The 19,938-nt window shown below is 38.7% G+C and carries 18 protein-coding genes and 1 tRNA gene; 6 read left to right on the top strand and 13 right to left on the bottom strand.

The window, feature by feature from the left end; translation table 11 throughout:
- The first annotated feature begins 4 nt into the window (after nucleotides 1-4).
- The 3 genes from IPM62_02875 to IPM62_02865 all read left to right on the top strand — a co-directional run bounded on the left by IPM62_02875 (nucleotide 5) and on the right by IPM62_02865 (nucleotide 5,220).
- Nucleotides 5-1,960 carry a DNA gyrase subunit B gene (locus tag IPM62_02875; GenBank protein QQS39530.1) on the top strand — a complete coding sequence of 652 codons (1,956 nt, stop codon included), beginning with the start codon at nucleotides 5-7 and terminating at the stop codon, nucleotides 1,958-1,960.
- Nucleotides 1,961-1,983: 23 nt separating this feature from the next.
- Nucleotides 1,984-2,394: a hypothetical protein gene (locus IPM62_02870; GenBank protein QQS39529.1), complete on the top strand. Its 411-nt coding sequence runs from the start codon at nucleotides 1,984-1,986 to the stop codon at nucleotides 2,392-2,394.
- A gap of 195 nt (nucleotides 2,395-2,589) precedes the next feature.
- Nucleotides 2,590-5,220, top strand: coding sequence for a DNA gyrase subunit A (locus tag IPM62_02865; GenBank protein ID QQS39528.1), 2,631 nt, complete (start codon nucleotides 2,590-2,592; stop codon nucleotides 5,218-5,220).
- Between the two features lie 36 nt (nucleotides 5,221-5,256).
- Here IPM62_02865 and IPM62_02860 read toward each other — a convergent pair whose 3' ends face one another.
- From IPM62_02860 to IPM62_02840, 5 genes are all read right to left on the bottom strand, one after another.
- Nucleotides 5,257-5,802: a hypothetical protein gene (locus IPM62_02860; GenBank protein ID QQS39527.1), complete on the bottom strand. Its 546-nt coding sequence runs from the start codon at nucleotides 5,800-5,802 to the stop codon at nucleotides 5,257-5,259.
- 2 nt (nucleotides 5,803-5,804) lie between these two features.
- Nucleotides 5,805-6,749, bottom strand: a complete 945-nt coding sequence (locus IPM62_02855) for a hypothetical protein (GenBank protein QQS39526.1) — start codon at nucleotides 6,747-6,749, stop codon at nucleotides 5,805-5,807.
- Nucleotides 6,750-6,794: 45 nt separating this feature from the next.
- Nucleotides 6,795-7,751 carry a tyrosine-type recombinase/integrase gene (locus IPM62_02850; protein QQS39525.1) on the bottom strand — a complete coding sequence of 319 codons (957 nt, stop codon included), beginning with the start codon at nucleotides 7,749-7,751 and terminating at the stop codon, nucleotides 6,795-6,797.
- A gap of 1,444 nt (nucleotides 7,752-9,195) precedes the next feature.
- Complete coding sequence (locus IPM62_02845) at nucleotides 9,196-9,966, bottom strand: hypothetical protein (GenBank protein QQS39524.1); 771 nt, start codon at nucleotides 9,964-9,966, stop codon at nucleotides 9,196-9,198.
- A gap of 12 nt (nucleotides 9,967-9,978) precedes the next feature.
- Nucleotides 9,979-10,713: a YebC/PmpR family DNA-binding transcriptional regulator gene (locus IPM62_02840; protein QQS39523.1), complete on the bottom strand. Its 735-nt coding sequence runs from the start codon at nucleotides 10,711-10,713 to the stop codon at nucleotides 9,979-9,981.
- An 86-nt stretch (nucleotides 10,714-10,799) separates the two neighbouring features.
- Between IPM62_02840 and IPM62_02835 the strand changes: the two genes are divergently transcribed.
- Nucleotides 10,800-11,462: a tetratricopeptide repeat protein gene (locus tag IPM62_02835; GenBank protein QQS39522.1), complete on the top strand. Its 663-nt coding sequence runs from the start codon at nucleotides 10,800-10,802 to the stop codon at nucleotides 11,460-11,462.
- On the opposite strand, the gene IPM62_02830 is transcribed toward IPM62_02835, so the two are convergent.
- The 5 genes from IPM62_02830 to IPM62_02810 form a co-directional block, all read right to left on the bottom strand.
- Nucleotides 11,459-12,397: a hypothetical protein gene (locus IPM62_02830; GenBank protein ID QQS39521.1), complete on the bottom strand. Its 939-nt coding sequence runs from the start codon at nucleotides 12,395-12,397 to the stop codon at nucleotides 11,459-11,461. The two genes, IPM62_02835 and IPM62_02830, sit on opposite strands and share 4 nt — an antisense overlap.
- Before the next feature lie 9 nt (nucleotides 12,398-12,406).
- Entirely contained in the window at nucleotides 12,407-14,086 is a 1,680-nt protein-coding gene (locus tag IPM62_02825; protein QQS39520.1) for a cation:proton antiporter, read from the bottom strand.
- Nucleotides 14,087-14,135: 49 nt separating this feature from the next.
- A complete protein-coding gene (locus IPM62_02820; GenBank protein QQS39519.1) occupies nucleotides 14,136-14,882 on the bottom strand; it encodes an RluA family pseudouridine synthase in 747 nt (248 codons plus the stop codon).
- Nucleotides 14,883-15,183: 301 nt separating this feature from the next.
- A complete protein-coding gene (locus IPM62_02815) occupies nucleotides 15,184-15,597 on the bottom strand; it encodes a TraR/DksA C4-type zinc finger protein (GenBank protein QQS39518.1) in 414 nt (137 codons plus the stop codon).
- A complete protein-coding gene (locus IPM62_02810) occupies nucleotides 15,594-16,247 on the bottom strand; it encodes a hypothetical protein (GenBank protein QQS39517.1) in 654 nt (217 codons plus the stop codon). Before IPM62_02810 ends, IPM62_02815 begins: the two co-directional genes overlap by 4 nt.
- A 13-nt stretch (nucleotides 16,248-16,260) precedes the next feature.
- Between IPM62_02810 and IPM62_02805 the strand changes: the two genes are divergently transcribed.
- Nucleotides 16,261-16,830, top strand: coding sequence for a hypothetical protein (locus IPM62_02805; GenBank protein ID QQS39516.1), 570 nt, complete (start codon nucleotides 16,261-16,263; stop codon nucleotides 16,828-16,830).
- Here the strand turns inward: IPM62_02805 and efp are convergent.
- Nucleotides 16,827-17,399: an elongation factor P gene (efp, locus tag IPM62_02800; GenBank protein QQS39515.1), complete on the bottom strand. Its 573-nt coding sequence runs from the start codon at nucleotides 17,397-17,399 to the stop codon at nucleotides 16,827-16,829. The two genes, IPM62_02805 and efp, sit on opposite strands and share 4 nt — an antisense overlap.
- Before the next feature lie 114 nt (nucleotides 17,400-17,513).
- On the opposite strand from efp, the gene IPM62_02795 reads away from it, so the two are divergent.
- A tRNA-Leu gene (locus IPM62_02795) sits at nucleotides 17,514-17,599 on the top strand.
- 222 nt (nucleotides 17,600-17,821) lie between these two features.
- On the opposite strand, the gene dnaB is transcribed toward IPM62_02795, so the two are convergent.
- Together dnaB and IPM62_02785 are read right to left on the bottom strand one after the other, a co-directional pair.
- Entirely contained in the window at nucleotides 17,822-19,153 is a 1,332-nt protein-coding gene (gene dnaB / locus IPM62_02790) for a replicative DNA helicase (GenBank protein QQS39514.1), read from the bottom strand.
- Between the two features lie 43 nt (nucleotides 19,154-19,196).
- Nucleotides 19,197-19,841, bottom strand: a complete 645-nt coding sequence (locus IPM62_02785) for an MBL fold metallo-hydrolase (GenBank protein ID QQS39513.1) — start codon at nucleotides 19,839-19,841, stop codon at nucleotides 19,197-19,199.
- Nucleotides 19,842-19,938 lie beyond the last annotated feature (97 nt).

Genomic DNA, 19,938 nt, shown 5'->3' with positions numbered 1-19,938 from the left:
AATTATGGCAAACAACAATTATACGGCTGAAAAAATTCAAGTACTCGAGGGATTGGAACCGGTGAGGAAAAGACCGGGTATGTATATCGGTTCTACAGATATCCGCGGCTTACATGAATGCCTTAGAGAAATCATTGATAACTCCGTTGACGAGTCGTTTGCGGGTACTGCCGACAGTATCTGGGTGTATGCGCATGCCGACGGGTCAGTAACGGTACGCGACAACGGACGCGGTATCCCTGTTGATAAACATCAATCGGGCAAAAGTGCTTTAGAGGTAACCATGACAAAGCTCCATGCCGGTGGAAAATTCGGTGGAGGAGCGTATAAAGTTTCCGGAGGGTTGCATGGTGTTGGCGCGGCAGCCGTTAACGCTCTTTCTTCGTGGTTTAGAGTAATAGTTCTAAGAGACAACAAAGCATACTATCAGGAATACAAACAAGGTGTTCCGCAAAAAGACGTTACCACCATAGATCAACAAAAACTTGACGAATGGTTACCAAAGGAATGGGGAGTAAAAATCGGTAAAGACGTAACGGGGACAATAACAACCTTTAAGCCCGATAAAACAATTTTTGAAACAGTAGTTTTTAGTAACGCAAAGATTAAACACCATCTCAAAGATCGTGCATACCTTGTTCCCAAGCTCACATTCCATTTTCGAAACGAGACAGATGACGACGAGGCTCATTATTATTTTGAAGGAGGAATTGCAACATTAGTCAGACACTCAACGCGAGATAAACAACCAATTTCAAATGTGATATATTTTTCCAAAACCTCAGAAGACATCACAGTTGATATCGCCGTCCAATACACGGATGCCTACGCCGAAAACGTCAAAGGTTTCGTAAACGGAATTCACACTCCCGACGGAGGTACACACGTAACCGGATTTAGGATGTCTCTAACAAGGTCAATTATGGATTATGCCAAGAAATTGGGAATTGCAGAAAAACTTGATAAGGGAAACAAAAATGGCGGCTTAAGTGGCGATGACACCAAAGAGGGACTAACCGCCGTCATCTATGTCAAAATGCCATCTGAAACTCTTCAATTCGAGAGCCAAACTAAGGCGAAATTAAATAATCCTGAAGTCCAAGGGTTTGTAATGTCGATGGTAAAAGAAGGACTCGACACGTACTTTGAAGAAAATCCCCGTGATGCTAAAGCGATTATCGAAAAAATAATGTTAGCGGCAAAGGCCCGCATGGCTGCACGCGCCGCAAAAGATGCAGTTCTTAGAAAGGGAGCTCTGGACGGTACGACTTTACCGGGTAAACTTGCGGATTGTCAATCTCGTGATCCCGAAACATCAGAACTCTTCATCGTTGAAGGAGATTCGGCGGGAGGTTCGGCTAAACAAGGCAGAAACAGGAAGTTTCAAGCTATTTTGCCGCTGTTTGGAAAAGTATTAAATACCGAAAGGGCAAGGCTTGATCAAATTGTGAAGTCGGACAAATTTAAAAGTTTAATCGTAGCTGTCGGAGCGGGAATCGGTGATCAGATTAATATGGATAAACTTAGATATCACCGAATTATCATCATGGCGGATGCGGACGTAGACGGTGAGCACATCAAGTGTTTATATTTGACCTTTTTTTACCGACATTTATATGAAATTGTAAAAAACGGTTACTTGTATATCGCGGTTCCTCCTTTGTATAAAGTAGTCAGTAACAAAAAGTCTCATTATGTATATACAGATGAGGAGAAGGACAAATTGGTTGCCGAGGGCGGAGCCAACACTGTCGTTCAACGTTTCAAGGGTTTGGGAGAAATGAACGCAACCGAACTCTGGGAAACAACCATGAATCCGGAAACCAGACGATTAAACAGAATTGATGTTGAAGACGCAGGTGAAGCGGATAAATTATTTACCGTTCTCATGGGCGAAGATGTTCCGCCGAGAAAACGCTTCATACAAACACACGCGCAATCGGCAACGCTTGATATTTAATTTAGGTAATTGAAATTTTAGATATGGCAAACGAAAAACTTATTGGTTATGCTCTACTGGTAATTGGTCTTACAATCATAGGTTATGCGGTTTTTAATGTTTTAGGGCTTTTTACCCAAAACACCCAACCCGTTCAGATGTTTGATCTTCCCGGTTTGGAAATCGATTTGGGTCAATCATACAAAGTAGAAATTCCACAAGAGTTGACCGATGCGGGGGTCAGTGTCGACATGCCAACATCAAAAAAACAGGAAATACTTCCTGCCGGCATCATGAACCAAACAACCAACTTTATTGCACAATTGGTTATTATGGGTTTTATTGTTAATGTCGGATATAAAATCGCTTCCGTTGGAATTCAGCTTCTTCGCCCAATAATCGTAAACAATATGGCTGGTGTAGTTAGCGGTAGTAAAGAAACACATTCTCACTAAACATGGCTATTTTTTATACTAGCACTTGTCTCGTGGCTTCGAAAAATGTAGTATTAAATACGCTAAACGCTAAGGGGTATTGATGGCTAGGTTATCAATGCAATAATGACTAATTACAATACATCTCCAATTTATAGATAACAAATTGTACTGCCTCCAATTTATTGGATTATTTGTATCGCGGAGATAAAAAATATGGATATCGGAAAAGTAGAAATAGTACCAATCACAAGAGAGCTGTCAAAGTCGTATGTCGATTACGCCATGAGCGTGATCGTCTCGCGTGCACTTCCCGATGTTCGTGATGGGTTAAAACCAGTTCACAGGAGAATCCTCTTTGCCATGAACAAAATGGGGTTAGTCCCCGGTAAGGCTTTTTCCAAATCCGCCAAGGTCGTTGGAGAAGTGTTGGGTAAATACCATCCGCATTCGGATACCAGCGTATACGACGCTATGGTACGTCTCGCTCAGGATTTTTCGATGCGTTATCCGCTCGTTGACGGACAGGGAAATTTTGGCAGTATCGACGGTGATCCCCCTGCGGCAATGAGGTACACCGAAGCCAGACTAAGCAAATATGCTCCAAAGCTTTTGGAAGATATTAATAAAGAAACAGTTGAGTTTACTAACAACTTCGATGCTACGGAAAAAGAACCTGTTTATCTACCGGCACTTTTGCCCAATCTTTTGCTCATGGGCAGTGAGGGAATTGCCGTAGGTATGGCAACCAAAATCCCCCCCCATAATTTAAAGGAAGTAGTTGACGCCATTATTTTAACTATCGAAAAAGGTCATGTAATTTTCGAGAAAGATACACAACAAACCGAAGCCAGTTTTGTTCTCAAGAAAATCGACTTAATCGCCTCAGGAGAGCAAAAAGACTTTGTTGAAAAGGAAACAAATCCCGCTTCAATTAGTTTTGAAAGTGATGTGACGGTCGAAGACTTGGTTGGTATCATTCCCGGACCGGATTTCCCCACAGCAGGTACTATTTACGACGGTAACTCAATAAAAGATGTTTATGCTACAGGACGCGGTCGGATTGTGGTTAGGGGAGTAGCCGAAATCGAAGAAGGCGCAAAAGGGAAACAACAAATTATTATTTCCGAATTACCATACCAAGTTAACAAGGCGCAGTTAGTTGAAAAAATTGCGGATCTTGTCAGAGACAAAAAAATTAAAGGCATTGCAGATTTAAGAGACGAATCAGACAAGGACGGTCTAAGAGTTGCTATCGATCTAAAAAGAGATGGCAGACCGAAATCGATTCTTAACAGATTGTATAAATATACCAAATTACAAACCACATTTTCTGCCAATTTCGTTGCTCTTGTCGACGGCACTCCACATACGGTTAATCTCAAACAAATTTTGGTGGAATACGTTAAGCACCGCCAAAAGGTGATTGTCAGAAGAACCATCTTTGATCTAACCCAAGCCAAAAAGCGAGCTCACATCCTCGAAGGATTAAAAATCGCGCTCGACAATTTGGATGCCGTTATAAAAACTATCCGCGAAAGCAAGACTCAAGAGGAAGCAAAATTAAATCTTATGACCAGATTTAAGCTAACAGACATCCAATCGACGGCAATTCTCGACATGCAATTAAGGCGCCTTGCTGCCCTGGAAAGACAAAAAATTGAAGAGGAGTACGAAGAAATTAAAAAATTAATCGACCGACTTACTGCAATTCTAAGAAATCCCGAGAGAGTGTTGGATATTATTGTCGAAGAAATTACAGATTTGAAAGAAAAATTTGGCGACAAACGCTTGACTAAAATCTACAAGCAAGCCATCGGTGATTTCTCCGAAGAGGACCTTATACCCAAAGAAGAAACTTTAATTACGATTACGAAAACAGGTTACGTCAAACGAGTGCCCAGAAATACCTATAAATCACAACGCAGGGGAGGCAAGGGGGTTATCGGCATGACAACCAAAGAAGAGGACGAAATTGAACATATTTACTCAGCAACTACTCACGATGACCTGCTTTTCTTCACCGACAAAGGAAAAGTATACGGAACAAAAGCATGGGATATACCGGATTCGTCAAGACAAGGAAAGGGTCAAGCGTTAGTTAATTTCCTAAACCTGGAACAGGGTGAAAACGTATTGTCCATTCTCCCGATCGGATCCGAAAGTAAAATCAAATATTTAATTATGGCAACCAGTAACGGCATCGTTAAAAAAACTTCAATCAAAGATTTCAAAAACATGAGAACGTCAGGACTAATTGCCATGAGACTAAAGGGAACTGACAAATTAGCCCACGTCAGGGAAACTTACGGAGACGATCATATCTTGCTTATTTCAAAACAGGGCAAATCAATCAGGTTTCCTGAGGCAAATGTCCGATCCATGGGAAGAGCAACGACAGGCGTCGCAGGAATTAAACTTAGCCCCAACGACCACGTAATAACAATGGAAGTTTTTCCGGGACAAATCAAAGAAAATAAAGATAAGCGCAGAAAAACATACCGCGATATGGTTATTATTTCCGAGCGAGGTCTTGGTAAAAGAACCGGAATACACCTATTTCCCGTACAAAAAAGGGCGGGGAAGGGAGTTAAGGCGTCTGTTATAAATACTAAAACAGGTGCTCTGGCTTGCGCTACGATGGTCAACGAAGAAATCGACATGATAGTAGTAACAAGCAAGTCGGGTCAAGTAATAAAACTTCCTTCAAAAAATATTCCCCAGATGGGAAGGATTACCCAAGGAGTAATCTTAATGCGATTTGCCAAAGCATCAGATAGTGTCACGGGTGTAACCGCACTTAAAAAATCCATCGATGACGAGGATGAGGAAATCAAAAAACAATAAAGGGGTGTGAAATTTGGTTTGTAACAATCTGAGTTGTTATGTTAGATACCAAGGACTTTCATCCCGCCTAGATTTAGTCGCATCTCTAGTGGTATTCCATCCATTTCTAAAACCATTATTATAAAAATCCCTTCTCACGTTATCTTTACCCAACTCTGTAGTATGTATATTTTCAGGTATATCACCGTTTCTTACATAGGCTCTTGCTTGTGCAATTTTAATAATTCTTGCTGTTATTTCTTTCTCTTCTTTTTGTTCCTTGGCAGCAATTTTTGCAATCGCTTTTGAGCCAAACAACTCCTCCACAGATTGACTACTAGCATCGGTTAAGGGAAGTCTATCAAGTCTATCAAGCACAATGGACATTCTTCCTCCCTCATCTAAAAAAAGGCGTTGACGTAACCCCATCTTCTGAATTTTAGTGAGTTCATCTAAAATATCTCTGTTTATTTTATTCTCCCCGGTATCGTAGCAATAATGAGCCAAATCCATTCCATCATATACTCCACTCCACTCGGTTTTTTCCCACGAACTAACCGCTTCTTTGGCTTGCACAGTTGGCTGACTAACTTCTTCTACCATTATTAACTTTGTTTAATTATATACCACGGAGGATTTTTGTCTTCTGTGAATTTATCTTGAACCCCCCTCCACGATTTCTCGAATTGATCACAATACACCTTTCTTTCTATTCCACTATCAACAATTTTCCTTTGTTCACCTGAAAAACGAGGGATTCTCACCGCGTTTCTTCCTCTGGCCAAATAAGCTAAAGCTTGAGCAATATCGCGCAGTTGTTGCGTTACTGTTTCGAAATGTTCTTCTTTCTTCTTTTTCCATTCATCTTGTTCGCTACGACTTGCATGTTTACCAATCGGATTTTCTTTTTCCCAGCGTACTTGAAGTTTGTATCCCAGTACACCCAAAGACTCGGCACTTAGTTGTTGGTCTATCAGTCTATCTACAGAATAAAGCACCTGTTCGCGGACACGATCAGTTTTGGGAAACAAACCTTTCTTTGAAACATCAACTAATTGATCCATAAGCTGTGTTGTATTTCTTCTACCCTCGGTTGTATAAATAGACCCCACCACCCGTTTTGCCTCACCTTCAGCGATATCTCTAATATATTTTTGCCTCAATTCTTCTTCTTTAATTCTTTGCTGTTCGGCAGCGTGTTGCGCCTCTTTTTGTTTTCTTTCTTCTTCTTCAATTTCCTGTTGTCTTTTTTCTGAAAATACTGATGTAAACCCATCATTTACTTTTGGATTACCTTTTTGCTTGTCGCCTTTGGGGGTACCTCCATGTGCATGTATAATTGGAGCATCTTTGGGATCTACTCTAGAAGGCATTTTATTTACATCAACAACCGCGTCACTTATACTTACTGGTCGAAATACACCGTCATGACCTCTGACTGATTCTATGAATGTTTCTTGGGGTTTATGTCCTTTGTATCTTTCTACTAATGCCCTACTACTTTGTTGTGCGGTTAACTCTTGTACCACCGTTGTTACTTCATCAGCCATAAATGTATTTAAACAAAATTAGATAGAAGGGTCAATTATACAAAGCTATTTTACTCTTCCATGAAACGCCTCATGCACATCCTTTAATTGTTTATTGGTTACATGTGTATAGATTTGCGTTGTTTGCACATTCTTGTGTCCAAGCATTTCTTGTACACTTCTCAGGTCTGCCCCTGCCATAAGTAAATCTGTGGCAAAACTGTGTCTAAGGACGTGTGGAGTAACTTCAATCGGTAACTTCATTTTATGTGAATATTTTTTTATCATTCTTTGTACACTCCGTGGTGTAAGACGCATGTTTTCACTTGACGTTGATGGATCGACTTTTCCTTTATGGCGGATGAACAGGGGAGTGAAATGATCACGTCTGGCATCTAAATAATTTTGTATCCAAGAAGCTGCCCGCTGAGACAAAAAAACCACCCTTGCGCGCCCACCTTTACCAACAACACCAAATTCCCGTGAAGCAAAATCAATTTTATCTTTATTTAATTTAACCAACTCCGATACTCTAAGACCGGTAGAAAATAACACTTCTAAAATCGCTTTATCTCGTTTACCGTTAATGTTAGATAGGGTAGGGGCGTTTAGAATTTTATCTACTTGCTCCCCCGACAAAAACTGTACTTCTCTGTCTTTGACTTTGGGTAAATCGATTTTATCAGGAGACATAACCTTAAAGTCGTTTTTGATTAACCAACGAAGGAATGATCTGAGCGCAATAACATGATATCCTTGCGTCCTTCTTGAAAGCGTTTCAGCATCAAGCTGTGAATTTCGTGGACTACCCGGAAGCCGGCTTAAGTAAAGTCTAAACATGCGAACTGTTTCTTTGTTTATATCGGCTAAATTAGTTCTAATCCCCTCATGCTCCAGATATTCAAGAAAGCGAGTTAAGTAATGACGGTAATTGCGAATTGTTAGGGGAGAGGAGCCCTTCTCAACCTCCAAATATTCCAAAAAGGAATCAATGTGTTGACTAATTTCAGAGCGGGCAGCCATGAGTTACAGTAAGATGTTTTAATTAAACAGCTATAATTTCATCCTACAGGGTAGTGTTTTTATTGTCAATAATGTGCGACCAATAATTTTTTTGTTATTATCTCTTTTCTTATGCCTTCAAACCACGAGCTTTGAATACCGCATATTAAGCTTGCATTACTTTAGTCTTACAAGTTACACATAACTACAGATTTCATTTTCCCTTGTTAAATATTCAGTTTTCTTTATTTCATTTCGATATGCGTTTACTCTTTTCAATATTCGAATTCAATATTGTGTTATTTTCGCTTTCAATTAAGTTTTCTAATAATCCGTCTTTAATTGTCTAACATTTTGTCTTTAATTTTGTTTTCCAATATTCATTAATTAGTATTTAACATTTCCTATATGCTATTTCATAAATTCAATATTCAATATTGTGTATCATAAATAGGCTTAAATTCGCTTCTTTTTAAGGCTATGGCTTTCTTATTTCAATTCTAAGCCATGTTTGTTTTCTTTAATGATATGAGATTCATTCACTTAATATTATTTTACTCAGTAACTAATTAATAACCCCTATTTATGTCTTATCCCTACACGTCAAAGTTTACTTTATAAAAATATTATCTCTCGCTATATTTTCATAAAGTAAATTCACACAACAAGTTGGGGGAGTAAGGTTAGAAGGCTAAAAATATATTTCGGTATATATTCGGAAAGATTGTTTAGCCAACTTACTAAAAGGAGAACTAAATACATTTATAGTAAAGTAATACAATACTTAACGCGATATGTTTATGGAAGTTGTTATCTATGAAGTCTCCACCCTGGTATATTGTATTAGTCGCAAAAGTATTATTGTGCGACTTATTACTTTTTGATGTTCTTATAACTACACACGCTTTGGCGTACCGTAATTACAGAGAACCAATAAGGGGTTCTAAGGCTTAACTAAACCCGTCTTACCGTCATCCTCTTTGTCCGGGTACCTTGAAATATAGCTCCAAAGAAAGTAGCGTACCTAGCAAACCTACCAAGTCGATATAAAGATATCCACATTTATTGTACAAACTATATCACTAATGGGGTCTTTCGTGCCTATTAACTATATCATTGTATAACATCTATTTACTTTCCTAACGGCGTCTAGCTTCGGCTAAATTATGGTCGATGAAAAACTAACCTATTTCGTGAAAAGATCCTATAATATTCGTGAAAACAATGAGGTAAATACGTCGCATAATATATTATAGGATATACTTACACCCACACTCCTCCCCCTTTGTCGATGTATCAAAAATATTTAAGTCTTATGTTTCCTCAATAATTAATTATTCATGCTGACCCGGCCATGTTTACGAAGTGGAATTGCCCAAATAAGTGTGAATAAAGTAAGTGCATCGCTTACTTTAATTTTTAACGAAAAACAAGCATAAGTAAGGTAAGCTTGGGATAAACAAAACTATCCACCCCAACGTGTAGCAAAAAACATACCGATAAACACCAGCATTCCCAAAAAGAGATATTCTCGAACAGTCTGCTTGAAAAGCCGTCCTTCTATTTTAGCTTGACCCAATCCCAAAATGATATAGCAAGCAATGGTCAAAAACAAAGATCCGACAACAACAGTTACCGGCCAGAAGTGAAGGAGCAGGGCTACTTGCCCCAAAATTAAACTCGCAACTAAGGACAGATTAACAACTTCCTTGGTTATGCGTTTCTCCAATCCGACAGACCAGTACCCTTGCAAAAATAACGGCATGGAGGTCACCGCGATTAATGGTGAGGTAATAAAAATACTTTCGCGTATCGAAAATATTGCGTCATAAATTAAAAAGAAAGTAAGCAGTGTAAGCACAAACCCCACTCCCCGCGCGGCACGCAGTAAGGCAATGGTTCTAATTGCCGCGACAGTATAAATATTTGACGTAAGTGAAAGAGTATATATCCCGAGACCATAAAGAATTACAATCGGAACTCTGACAGCAAAACCCACAGGTAATAAAAACCAAAATAGTCCTACGCCAACCGTAAAGAAAAAAGGTAAAACAAGAGTGATCAGAGTCATATTCAAACCCAAACCCTCTCGCAAGGACCAGTAATATATTATTAATGTAAATAAACCTAGAACTCCGATACCCAAAATCCTGTATTGATTTTCAATAAAGGCAATCGCAATAAATCCAAGAGATAGTAAAAAAGAAGAGAGGATAAACCGTTGACGTTTGGTCATTATTATATAGTTTTATTTTGGTGCTAGTTCATCCGGTATGTCCAGATTTGTAAATACTGCTTGCACATCCTCGTGATTTTCAAGTAATTCAAGAAGTGCCAAAGCTTGGTTAATGGATGACTTATCGGTAACCAAACATTGCATTTTTGGTTTCTGAATCAAACTCGCCGACATTACTTTGTAACCTTTTGCTTCAATACTTTGCTTAATCTCGTGCAAACTATCAGGTTTTACATACACCTCAAGATTACTCTCACTTTCAATAACATCTTCCGGATTTAAATCGATCAGATTCAAAATCTGGTCTTCGGTTTTGTCGGTCTTTTCAACAGTTAACAAGCCCTTTGATTCAAAGTTAAAAGAGACTGCACCAGGGGTAGCGAACTGTCCACCATTTCTCTCAAACACTTGTTTTATTTCCTGTGCCGATCTATTTTTATTATCAGTAACAACATCGACCAGAACCCCGGCACCGCCAGGGGTAAAACCTTCATATCTCGCTTCATACATATCCCCTGCCGATTCGGCTTTTGCCAAAACCCTTTCAATATTACTTTTGGGCATATTGGCATTACGAGCCGTTTCGATAGCCACTCTAAGACGATAATTTGTTTCGGGATTTGGACCCCCACCAGCTTTGATTGCAATCGTAATGGCTCTTGAAAGTCTCGAGAAAAGTCTACCGCGAACAAAATCGGTAGCTTCCTTTTTGTGCTTTATTGTCGACCATTTAGAATGTCCAGACATATTTTTTAGATTATACTACGATCTACTTTCCAACGATAGGCTCTTGACAATAAACTACTCGACTCTATACTCTTAAACAGCAAAAAATGGATATTGATCTAGACAACCAAGCCGTATCGGCTGCTTTGGCAGGCAAATGGAAAGAAGCCTCAAAAATAAATTTGACAATACTTGAGACAAACCCAAGCGATGTCGATGCATTGAATAGACTAGCCAGGGCGTACGCCGAGATGGGCGATTTGCCACTCGCGCGTGCGACAGCTCAAAAGGTTCTAAAAATAGACGCTTTTAATTCTATTGCAAATAAATCTCTCAACCGATGGAAGGGATTGAAAAAAACTTCCGGCCAACCATCAACTGTTTCCAAAGCTAATATATTTTTAGAAGAACCGGGTAAAACAAAAATTGTTCAGCTGATGCATTTAGGAAGTGCCAAAGTTATTGCCACGATTGACACCGGAGACGAAGTAAAGCTCAACACGCACGGACATCGCGTAAATATATGTTCCTGTGAAGGGAAATATATCGGTAGATTGTCCGATGATCTTTCCGGCCATATCAGAAACTTAATCAGATATGGAAATGAATACAGTGTGTGTATTAAATCCGTCGAGAAAGAAGACGTAACTGTCTTTATTCGAGAAACTAAAAGATGTAAAGATCTGCAAGATATTCCTTCATTTTCCTCTGATAAGATTGATTATATGGCATTTGATCCGCAGTCAAAATCCGAGGATGAAGACTTCTAAAATCGCTTAGCGAACTCTTCTCCGATTGTGATTTCTAAATCAAAGTTAGCGGTTTTCTCGTAGTTTTTAGTGCAATCAAACATATCGGCTACATAATCTACTGTAAATTTATTACTTCCCACGACAACACAGTCTGTATTATCGCTACTTTCATTTGTAATTGAGGTAATTTTACCCCCAGCCACTTGTAGTGTTTCCCCCAACTCCTCGGCAATGTTGGAATTTATCGTTCGATCAATTATTCTAATTCTGGTTCCCTCTTTCGAAATACTTTCCTGAGAAAATATCACGGCGACTTTTTGTGGAAGTGTGTCTGCTACTACATATCCCTCCTCTCCATCAGGTAATATGGTCTTACTTAAATATGCCGTGTTGCGAAGATCAATGGTCGACATATTTGTATTCTGAATTCCAAATGCAAATAGTGCAATTTTTATCCTATCTCCAAACGTCAAATTGGTATTCGTCATCAACAATGCGGTTTTAACAATCTGGATGACACTCTGACTGGAAAAACCAATTGCCTCTTCATCACCCCAAGCAACCACGGGTAATTTCATATGATGTGTCAAAGATTCTGCCAGCAATTTACCACCCAAGCCTTCATCGAACCCCAGTTTCCAAAGCGATCTTGTTTTCCATATTCCCATTTGTCTGGCAACTTTAATCTGGGTGTTTCCCGGAACAATAACGGTAGTTATATCATCAAGTTCGGGATCAAAAACGCTTATAACAACATCACCATTTTCCGCTGGAGAAACCAAACGAAGCTTACCTTCCCCACTCCAGTATTTTGTCGACCTGTGTAAAAATACCAGAATCAAGCCAAGAAAAACAAAAACCAATATCAAAACGAGATATTTCTTTGATCTATTTTTGTTTTTTGGTTTAGTGTGTTTTACAGCACGACGCTGTCTGTTTTTTCGGGCAGGCATAATATATAACTATTGTTTTTTCTTCAACCTTGATAAATGGTTCTTGCCAATTTTTCTAAATTTTTGAGGAGAATTACCATAGACAGTAAGCATATGGCGAATGTGTTCCCCAGATACCACGTCGGGGACAACAACATAAGATGCTCCATTCTCGTATAATACTTGTGCATTGTGAGTAGATGAAGCAGACATAATTACCACAGGGTTAATGTTTTCTTTTTTGATATGAATTAGTAGTGTCAGGTCACTGGCGAGATCGGAAATAGTTGATATAACAATTCGTGCACGGACTATCCCTGATGCAGTTAAAATTTCCGAGTCATTGATATCTCCAAAAACAGTCGGAATTCCCTTTTTGGTAAATCGTTCATATACATTAGGGTTAAAATCAACTACCACAAAATCCATTTTTTTGTGCTTAAAATACATCGCAAGCGGTGTGCCAGTCGAATCGGCACCGACTAAGACGATATGATTACTTTTATCAATCTGCGTAACCAGCTGTAACTCTTTGGTCTTTTTTCTCTCAAATATTGCCAGTTGTTTGTATATTTTGTTATACAGTTTATCGGATCCCAGTATCAAATACGTCGAAATAGTCATGGTGATTACTCCAACCATGACTATTAACGCCACATGCTCTGAAGTAATATGACCCAACATTAAACCCATGTTGGCAACGATTAATGAAAATTCCGAAATCTGTGCAACTGTCAAACCAGCCATGAAGCTTGTTCTTCTTTTGAATCCCATCACTCCCATAATTATTAGAACAATAATCGGGTTTCCAATTAGTACAAATAACGAAAATATAATAGCATGTGGAATTAAATTAAAAACATCTCCACCGACAACAAGCTTTGTCCCAAGCAACATGAAAAATATTACTAGAAAAAAATCCCTAAGTGGCCTGGTTTTACTTGCAATGTGCAAATGTGCAGGTAAACCTGCAAGCGAAAGACCGGCCAAAAACCCACCGATTTCGGGAGTAAAATCCATCGGTCCTGCAAGAAATGCGGCAAAACCGATAGCCCAAGCAATGCTTACGACAAACAGAAGTTCATGTGAATTTCCGACAATTCTTTCAAAAAGTACGGAAAGTACTTTCTTTGACAAAAACCACACAAGACCAAAAAGAAAAATTGCTTTAAGAAGTATAAACAAATAATTCCATCCAGACAGGTTTCCGTTTCCCAAGCCCACAAGTAACATTAGAATAATTAAGGCAACAAAATCCTGAACCAACAAAAATCCAACTGCTATTTTCCCGTATAAACTTGCCAGGCTCTTCTTTTCGGACAGTAGCTTTACAATAATAATTGTTGATGAGAAAGTAAGACCGATAGAAATATAGACGGCCGGAAGTGTATCAAATCCCAATATTGTCGCCAGGATAAATCCAATTAACGAGGTAAATATTATTTGCCCTAATCCCGTTATGACAGCAACCTTTCCAATAACCGGTAACTCACGGATATTCATTTCCAAACCCAGAAGAAAAAGTAGGAGTGTAACTCCGATCGTCCCGAAGCTTTCAAAAACCTCAGTATCTCCCAATAATCCAGTTGCACTTAAAAATATTCCAGAGAACAAATATCCGACAATAAGTGGTTGTTTAAAAAGTTTAGCAAGTATACCAAACGAAGCTGCAACAACAAGCAAAACCGCGATATTTAAAAACATATCCATATAAATACAATTTAAGTGTAATTGAGGTTAAATTCTAAGTAAAGCGCCGTTAGTCAAGCTTGGTTAATTTTTCAATTACTTTTTGTAAATCAGCCGGTAAATCTGAGGCGAAATTAAGATTTTCGTGCGTTACAGGATGTTTAAAAGAGATAGCACAAGCATGTAGAAATAGTCTTGGACACCAAACTCGATCGTTTCTGGCGGTTTTTCTGCCTGCATAGAACTCGTCCGCAACAAGCGGATGACCCAGGTGTTTTAAGTGAATTCTGATTTGGTGCGTCCTTCCTGTTTTGGGAAAGGTGTTTATTAGACTATATAAATTGTTTTTATTATCTTTGTAATTTGACACTGTTTCGTAGCTTGTGAATGCCTCTCTACCACCTGCCAACACTCCAAAGCGGTCTCTCCTCCATGGCAATCTCCCAACAGGTGCATTAATGACACCTTTTGCCGGATTTACCTTACCATGCGTCAAGGCTTTATATGTTTTTTCGACCACGCGGTTTTTAAATTGCGCTTGCAGGTTATCAAAAGCCGCAACGGTTTTGGCAATGATTATTAGTCCACTTGTTTCTTTGTCCAGGCGGTGCACAATCCCCGACCGATAAATAGTCTGTCCACAAAGCTCATATTTAAGATTATTATCAAGCCATGTTTGCAAAACGGGTTGACCTTTTGCCGTCTGTGCATCATTTACAATCCAACCCGAAGGTTTGTCAACAATTATAAATTCCTTATCATCGTGTATTACACGAGGTGTTTCGATATCTTCGTGTATTACTCGAGGTGTTTCCATCGGTCTATTATAATCCAAATCGTATCTAAACAACTAATTAATTTGGTTCTTAAAAATACTATCTAATATATGCTGCGACTAAACGTATTTTAAAATAATTTTGTAATTTTTAATTTTATAAACAACCTTTACCTAAAAGTCCGCGGTTTACCAATAAAGCTTGATCATTTCCTGCTCTACCTGCCACCACACAGACTACCGACACCACAAGCACTTATAATTATTAAGATCAAATTAAATTCATATTTCGTAGAACTTACACCTAATCGGATTAGAGAGAAAGAAAGAAGGGGCGTTAAGTTTACGCTTCACGTTTAGCCTGGCATTTGGAGCAAAGAGTTGCTTCGGGGTAAATTATAAGCCTATCGGTATCAATCATTTCCGAACAATCCTCACAAATTCCATATGTACCTATTTTGATACGAGACAGCGCTTTTTTGGTCTGGATTATTTTTCTATCCAATTGATTTTTTAAAGCTGATGTTCTGGCATGACCAAATTGCTCTTCGGCATCGGCATCAGGCGACGCATTATCTGTGGCACGTTCAGCATTTTTGAAAGGATCTTCGGAATCGATCTCTTTGCGTCTTTTCTCAAGAGTTTTAACTCGATGCGCCAAAAATTCAGAAACCGGTTTGAGTATTCTTTTGGGAAATTTTACAGTTTCGCCGTGAGGCGCAGATTCTTGCACTTTCTTGGTTTTTTTATTTTTCATACAGATTTTATTGACAACTTATATAATCCCCCTAAGCAAAGAGTAGTAAGAAAAGCTGAAAGATAAAACTCTTTATCTAACCAAAAGGATAACACATTGTCAAAGAATATCGCAAGTATAGTTCTTGATAAGAAAAAGATAATTAAAATAGCCAAACTGGCAAAACCAACCCTGCCCGATTTATACCATGTAAATTTTTTGTAATGGCTTTTTAGAAAGAGGAAAATAATATTTAAAATTACTAACAATATTGGTATAAAAATGAATTCAAATAAACCTGGTTTTAGATAGTAGATAATGTTTATACCCGTAAAAACAGGAAGGGTTGCAGCAACAAACGCTTCCATAATTTCCGTTGGACGAATTCTCTGTCTTTTTACAGCAACCGCCAAACCTCCGATACAACCTATAACCTCAAGCCAAAACCACGCTTTGGGATTAACAATATAAGCGATACAAAAACAAACGAGAGCGAAAAACATCACATAACTTGCACTTGTAAATATTTGTGTTGCCACATAATCTTCTTTTAGTTTTTGCCAAAACAAAAAAAGAAATATTCCTACAAAAAGAATTATCGCAAATAGTGTAATAAACATTTTTTTAGGCAACTTGATTATACCCGTTTGACTATATTTAGCCAAGGTCATACCATTGAAACACATGCTTGAAACACCGCACGCAATCGTAGGAGCCGTTATTGTTTCCAAAGTAGTTAATCCGTATCTTGGTTTATCGCTTGCATTTCTAAGTCATTTTGTACTTGATAAAGTGCCACATTGGAATCCCAAAATAAATACCGATATTAAGCAACATAATATAGCCGTAATGTCCGACAAGATCAAAGACACCCCACACGTTTATGGTATGAAAAACCGGCCAATGGCTTTCTCCTACACTCCACGTGGCGTTTTCCGTTATCTAGGAAGCATAAAAAAAGTTTACGTGTTTGTTGCTATAGATATAATTACAGCTTTAATTGCCGGTTTCTTGATGGCTTTGTCACAACTTCCTGACACAAGAATGGTTGTATTAATTATTGCCGGAGCGTTTTTGGGAGTTTTGCCTGATATAACCAAATACCCTTACTTTTTATTTAGTAAATTACGATACGGGGTGTATAAAAAATGGGTGCTTTTTGAGAAATCGTTACAAGTAGATGTTGATTTTATTCCCGGAGTTTTCGTACAGGTCACTCTTATAATACTTTCTCTTGTGTGGTTTTTTAGTTAAATTCCTTTGCCGGTCATTCTCTCGAGGTACTCACCGCTTCTCGTGTCAACTCTGATTTTGTCACCCGTTTTGATAAAAAGCGGCACTTTTATTTCTAAGCCGTTTTCCAGTATTGCGGGTTTGAAGACATTTGTCGCCGAATTACCCTTTACACCCGGCGAGGTTTGCGTTACTTCAAGAGTTACCTTTGGTGCAATATCAACAGATAGTGGTCTGTCATCCCAGAAAAGAACGTTCGCCAATTGCCCTTCTTTAATAAATTGTATTTCGTTTTTTACGATACTTATTGGGATCTCGACCTGCTCGTATGTTTTTTCGTCCATAAAACAAGCGGTTGATGCATCTTTAAATAAATACTGCAGGCTTCTTTTTGTGGTAGAAATTAGTTCGTATTTTGCGGTCGAGTTACATACCTTACGCTCCATATTACCATTGACTAAATTTCTCAAAGTAAGCTTAACAGTTCCCCCACCTCGTGCTACTTTCTGTAATTCGTATTTTAGAACCAAATAAGGAATCCCATTCGATTCGAATGTTGTTCCGTTTTTCAATGCTGCTGCATCCACCATGACGACTTATTCTATTAATAATTCTTATAATTTACAAGCACTTGGTATTATTTTACTTTTTGATAAAATAACATTATATTACTTAAGTTTGCCGGTGATACTTTTGTAATACTTGGCCGGATGGCGGAACTGGCAGACGCGTAGGTCTCAAAAACCTATGAGGATAATACCTCGTGAGGGTTCGAGTCCCTCTCCGGCCACTTGACTAGCGGTAAACAAAAATCCGATTGCTTCTATTTTTTATTATTTGTCCTTTAGGAAATTACGTTTATTGTCCGACAATTTGCGAGTTGTAATCTCATACTTGCGGTCTACTGCATACAATAAATACCTCGAGGAAATATTTTAGTCATCCGATTATTTATGCTGGAGGTAATAAATAAGTAAGCTATCAATGTACATGACAAAAAAATTTTACAGGGTTAGCTCTTGGTGTTTTTGCCTTCTCGATCGTAAAACCGTACTCTATCTCCACGGAAAAACAGTTTGATTGACGCCAAGGGTCCGTTTCTGTGTTTGGCGATATCCAGTTCATAATTAGATAAATCTTCGTCATCTTCTCTCCACAAAAACATAACCACGTCTGCGTCTTGCTCGATACTCCCGGATTCGCGTAAATCCGCTAGTTGAGGTTTTTTTATTCCACGCTGTTCAACTGACCTATTCAACTGCGAAAGGGCTATTACCGGAACTTTCAATTCGCGGGCAAGGTTTTTGAGCCCTTGAGATATTTCCGAAACTTCCTGAACGCGATTGTCGTACGTACGGCCGCGGGCAAGTTGTAAATAGTCAACAATTATTAAATCCACACCACTTTCGACTTGCAATCTGCGAGCTTTTGTTCGCATTTCAAGAATTGTAAGTGCCGGTGTGTCATCAATAAAAAGAGGTGCCTCAGCGAGTTTTCCCATCGCATTCGACAATTTGGTAAAATCATCTTCTGATAATTTTCCCGTTTTTAATTTCCAAGCATCTATATCAGCCTGGGTTACCAATAATCTATCAACCAATTCTTCCCTGCTCATTTCAAGAGAGAAAAAACCAACTGGGCGTTTACTGTTTACGGAAATATTTTGTGCAATATTTAATGCCAGGGTTGATTTACCCATACCAGGTCGTGCGGCAAGTATTAACAAATTCGACTTTTGTAAACCGGCTAAGGTCTGGTCGAGATCTTTGAAACCCGTGGCAATTCCTCTCATACCGCTTTTGTCTTTATGTAATTCGTCTAATCGGTCGAAACTTTCCGACAAGGCATCACGTACTTTAACAAACGATTTATCAATCGATGTTTGTGTTAGGGAAAATACTTCACTTTCGGCTTTGTCCAATAATTCCTGAGCAGCTAGACCATCGTCCATCGACAATTCCACTAACCGGCTAGCAGCAGACATCATACTTCTTTTTATCGCCGTATCTTTAACAATTTTTCCGTAGTGTTCTATGTGTGCTGATGTCGGTACCTTGTTTGTCAATTCGGCTAAATACGACACACCACCGATTTTTTTTAGAATCTTTTTCTTTTTAAGAGCTTCAGAAATGGTTAAGACATCAATGGGAGTTCTATCTTGATATAAATCAAGAACCGATGAATATATTTCTTTTAACTTTTCATTGTAAAAGTCCTCGGGTGACAAAAACTCCGCAATTGCAATTACGGCATCCTTATCAAGAAGCAGTGCACCCAATACGGATTCTTCCGCGTCCGATGAGTGAGGCGGGATACGTACATTAATTTGTTGTGACATCGCCATTTATGTTTACTTAATTGGCAGACTATTGAAGTAAAGAGCAATTTTATATTTTTTCTAAGACCACTACCCTTTCGTTTTCCCCGATCGTATCTTTGGTTAGATTTAATTTGGGTAAAACCTGTTTGGGTAAACCCATTTTAACAATAAAGTCTTCATACCCGGAGATTTTTTCCGCTAAATCTTTAGACAATCCATCTACTTTGTAATGCATAGGGATCGTAACAGGACATTCAACACCTTGCGCCACTTCAACGGCAACGTCTTGGCTGATCGTATAAAATCCACCAACGGGAATCATCAAAACATCAATCTGTCCCATATCTTCTAATTGCTTTTCCGACAACTTGTGACCCAAATCACCCAAATGCGCCAAACGCAGATTATCAATCTCAATAACAAAAACGATATTTTTTCCTCTCACTTCACCTTTTTTATCGTCGTGGTATGTAGGTAATCCTATAAACGATACACCCATCATTTCGTATTCTCCGGGTCCATTAAACACATGTTTTACGTCGCTAACGGCTTGGACGTTGTTGTGGTCATCGTGTATATGCGAAACAGTTACAATGTCGGCTGAAACCTTTGGAAATTTCAATCCGATAGAATCACTGTAAGGATCAGTAATTACAGTCGCAGTTTTACCCTTGATGCGAAACGATGAATGGCCTAAATATGTAATCTCCATAACTCGTCTAACTCTACCAAATGCCCCCTAGCTTGACAAGTGGACGTTAGTATCCTATATTAATCACGAATTGGGACAAGCTATACCCGATACCGCA

This window comes from Candidatus Woesebacteria bacterium (assembly GCA_016700095.1).
Lineage (GTDB): Bacteria > Patescibacteriota > Microgenomatia > UBA8517 > UBA8517.
Note: the sequence above shows the minus strand (reverse complement) of the source record. Positions and strands in the feature narration are given on the sequence as shown.

What these genes read in the sequence shown, in the direction of transcription:
- IPM62_02875 (QQS39530.1), top strand. Translation starts at nt 5, where the DNA reads ATGGCAAACAACAATTATACGGCTGAAAAAATTCAAGTACTCGAGGGA.
- IPM62_02870 (QQS39529.1), top strand. Translation starts at nt 1,984, where the DNA reads ATGGCAAACGAAAAACTTATTGGTTATGCTCTACTGGTAATTGGTCTT.
- IPM62_02865 (QQS39528.1), top strand. Translation starts at nt 2,590, where the DNA reads ATGGATATCGGAAAAGTAGAAATAGTACCAATCACAAGAGAGCTGTCA.
- IPM62_02860 (QQS39527.1), bottom strand. Translation starts at nt 5,802, where the DNA reads ATGGTAGAAGAAGTTAGTCAGCCAACTGTGCAAGCCAAAGAAGCGGTT.
- IPM62_02855 (QQS39526.1), bottom strand. Translation starts at nt 6,749, where the DNA reads ATGGCTGATGAAGTAACAACGGTGGTACAAGAGTTAACCGCACAACAA.
- IPM62_02850 (QQS39525.1), bottom strand. Translation starts at nt 7,751, where the DNA reads ATGGCTGCCCGCTCTGAAATTAGTCAACACATTGATTCCTTTTTGGAA.
- IPM62_02845 (QQS39524.1), bottom strand. Translation starts at nt 9,966, where the DNA reads ATGACCAAACGTCAACGGTTTATCCTCTCTTCTTTTTTACTATCTCTT.
- IPM62_02840 (QQS39523.1), bottom strand. Translation starts at nt 10,713, where the DNA reads ATGTCTGGACATTCTAAATGGTCGACAATAAAGCACAAAAAGGAAGCT.
- IPM62_02835 (QQS39522.1), top strand. Translation starts at nt 10,800, where the DNA reads ATGGATATTGATCTAGACAACCAAGCCGTATCGGCTGCTTTGGCAGGC.
- IPM62_02830 (QQS39521.1), bottom strand. Translation starts at nt 12,397, where the DNA reads ATGCCTGCCCGAAAAAACAGACAGCGTCGTGCTGTAAAACACACTAAA.
- IPM62_02825 (QQS39520.1), bottom strand. Translation starts at nt 14,086, where the DNA reads ATGGATATGTTTTTAAATATCGCGGTTTTGCTTGTTGTTGCAGCTTCG.
- IPM62_02820 (QQS39519.1), bottom strand. Translation starts at nt 14,882, where the DNA reads ATGGAAACACCTCGAGTAATACACGAAGATATCGAAACACCTCGTGTA.
- IPM62_02815 (QQS39518.1), bottom strand. Translation starts at nt 15,597, where the DNA reads ATGAAAAATAAAAAAACCAAGAAAGTGCAAGAATCTGCGCCTCACGGC.
- IPM62_02810 (QQS39517.1), bottom strand. Translation starts at nt 16,247, where the DNA reads ATGACCTTGGCTAAATATAGTCAAACGGGTATAATCAAGTTGCCTAAA.
- IPM62_02805 (QQS39516.1), top strand. Translation starts at nt 16,261, where the DNA reads ATGCTTGAAACACCGCACGCAATCGTAGGAGCCGTTATTGTTTCCAAA.
- efp (QQS39515.1), bottom strand. Translation starts at nt 17,399, where the DNA reads ATGGTGGATGCAGCAGCATTGAAAAACGGAACAACATTCGAATCGAAT.
- dnaB (QQS39514.1), bottom strand. Translation starts at nt 19,153, where the DNA reads ATGGCGATGTCACAACAAATTAATGTACGTATCCCGCCTCACTCATCG.
- IPM62_02785 (QQS39513.1), bottom strand. Translation starts at nt 19,841, where the DNA reads ATGGAGATTACATATTTAGGCCATTCATCGTTTCGCATCAAGGGTAAA.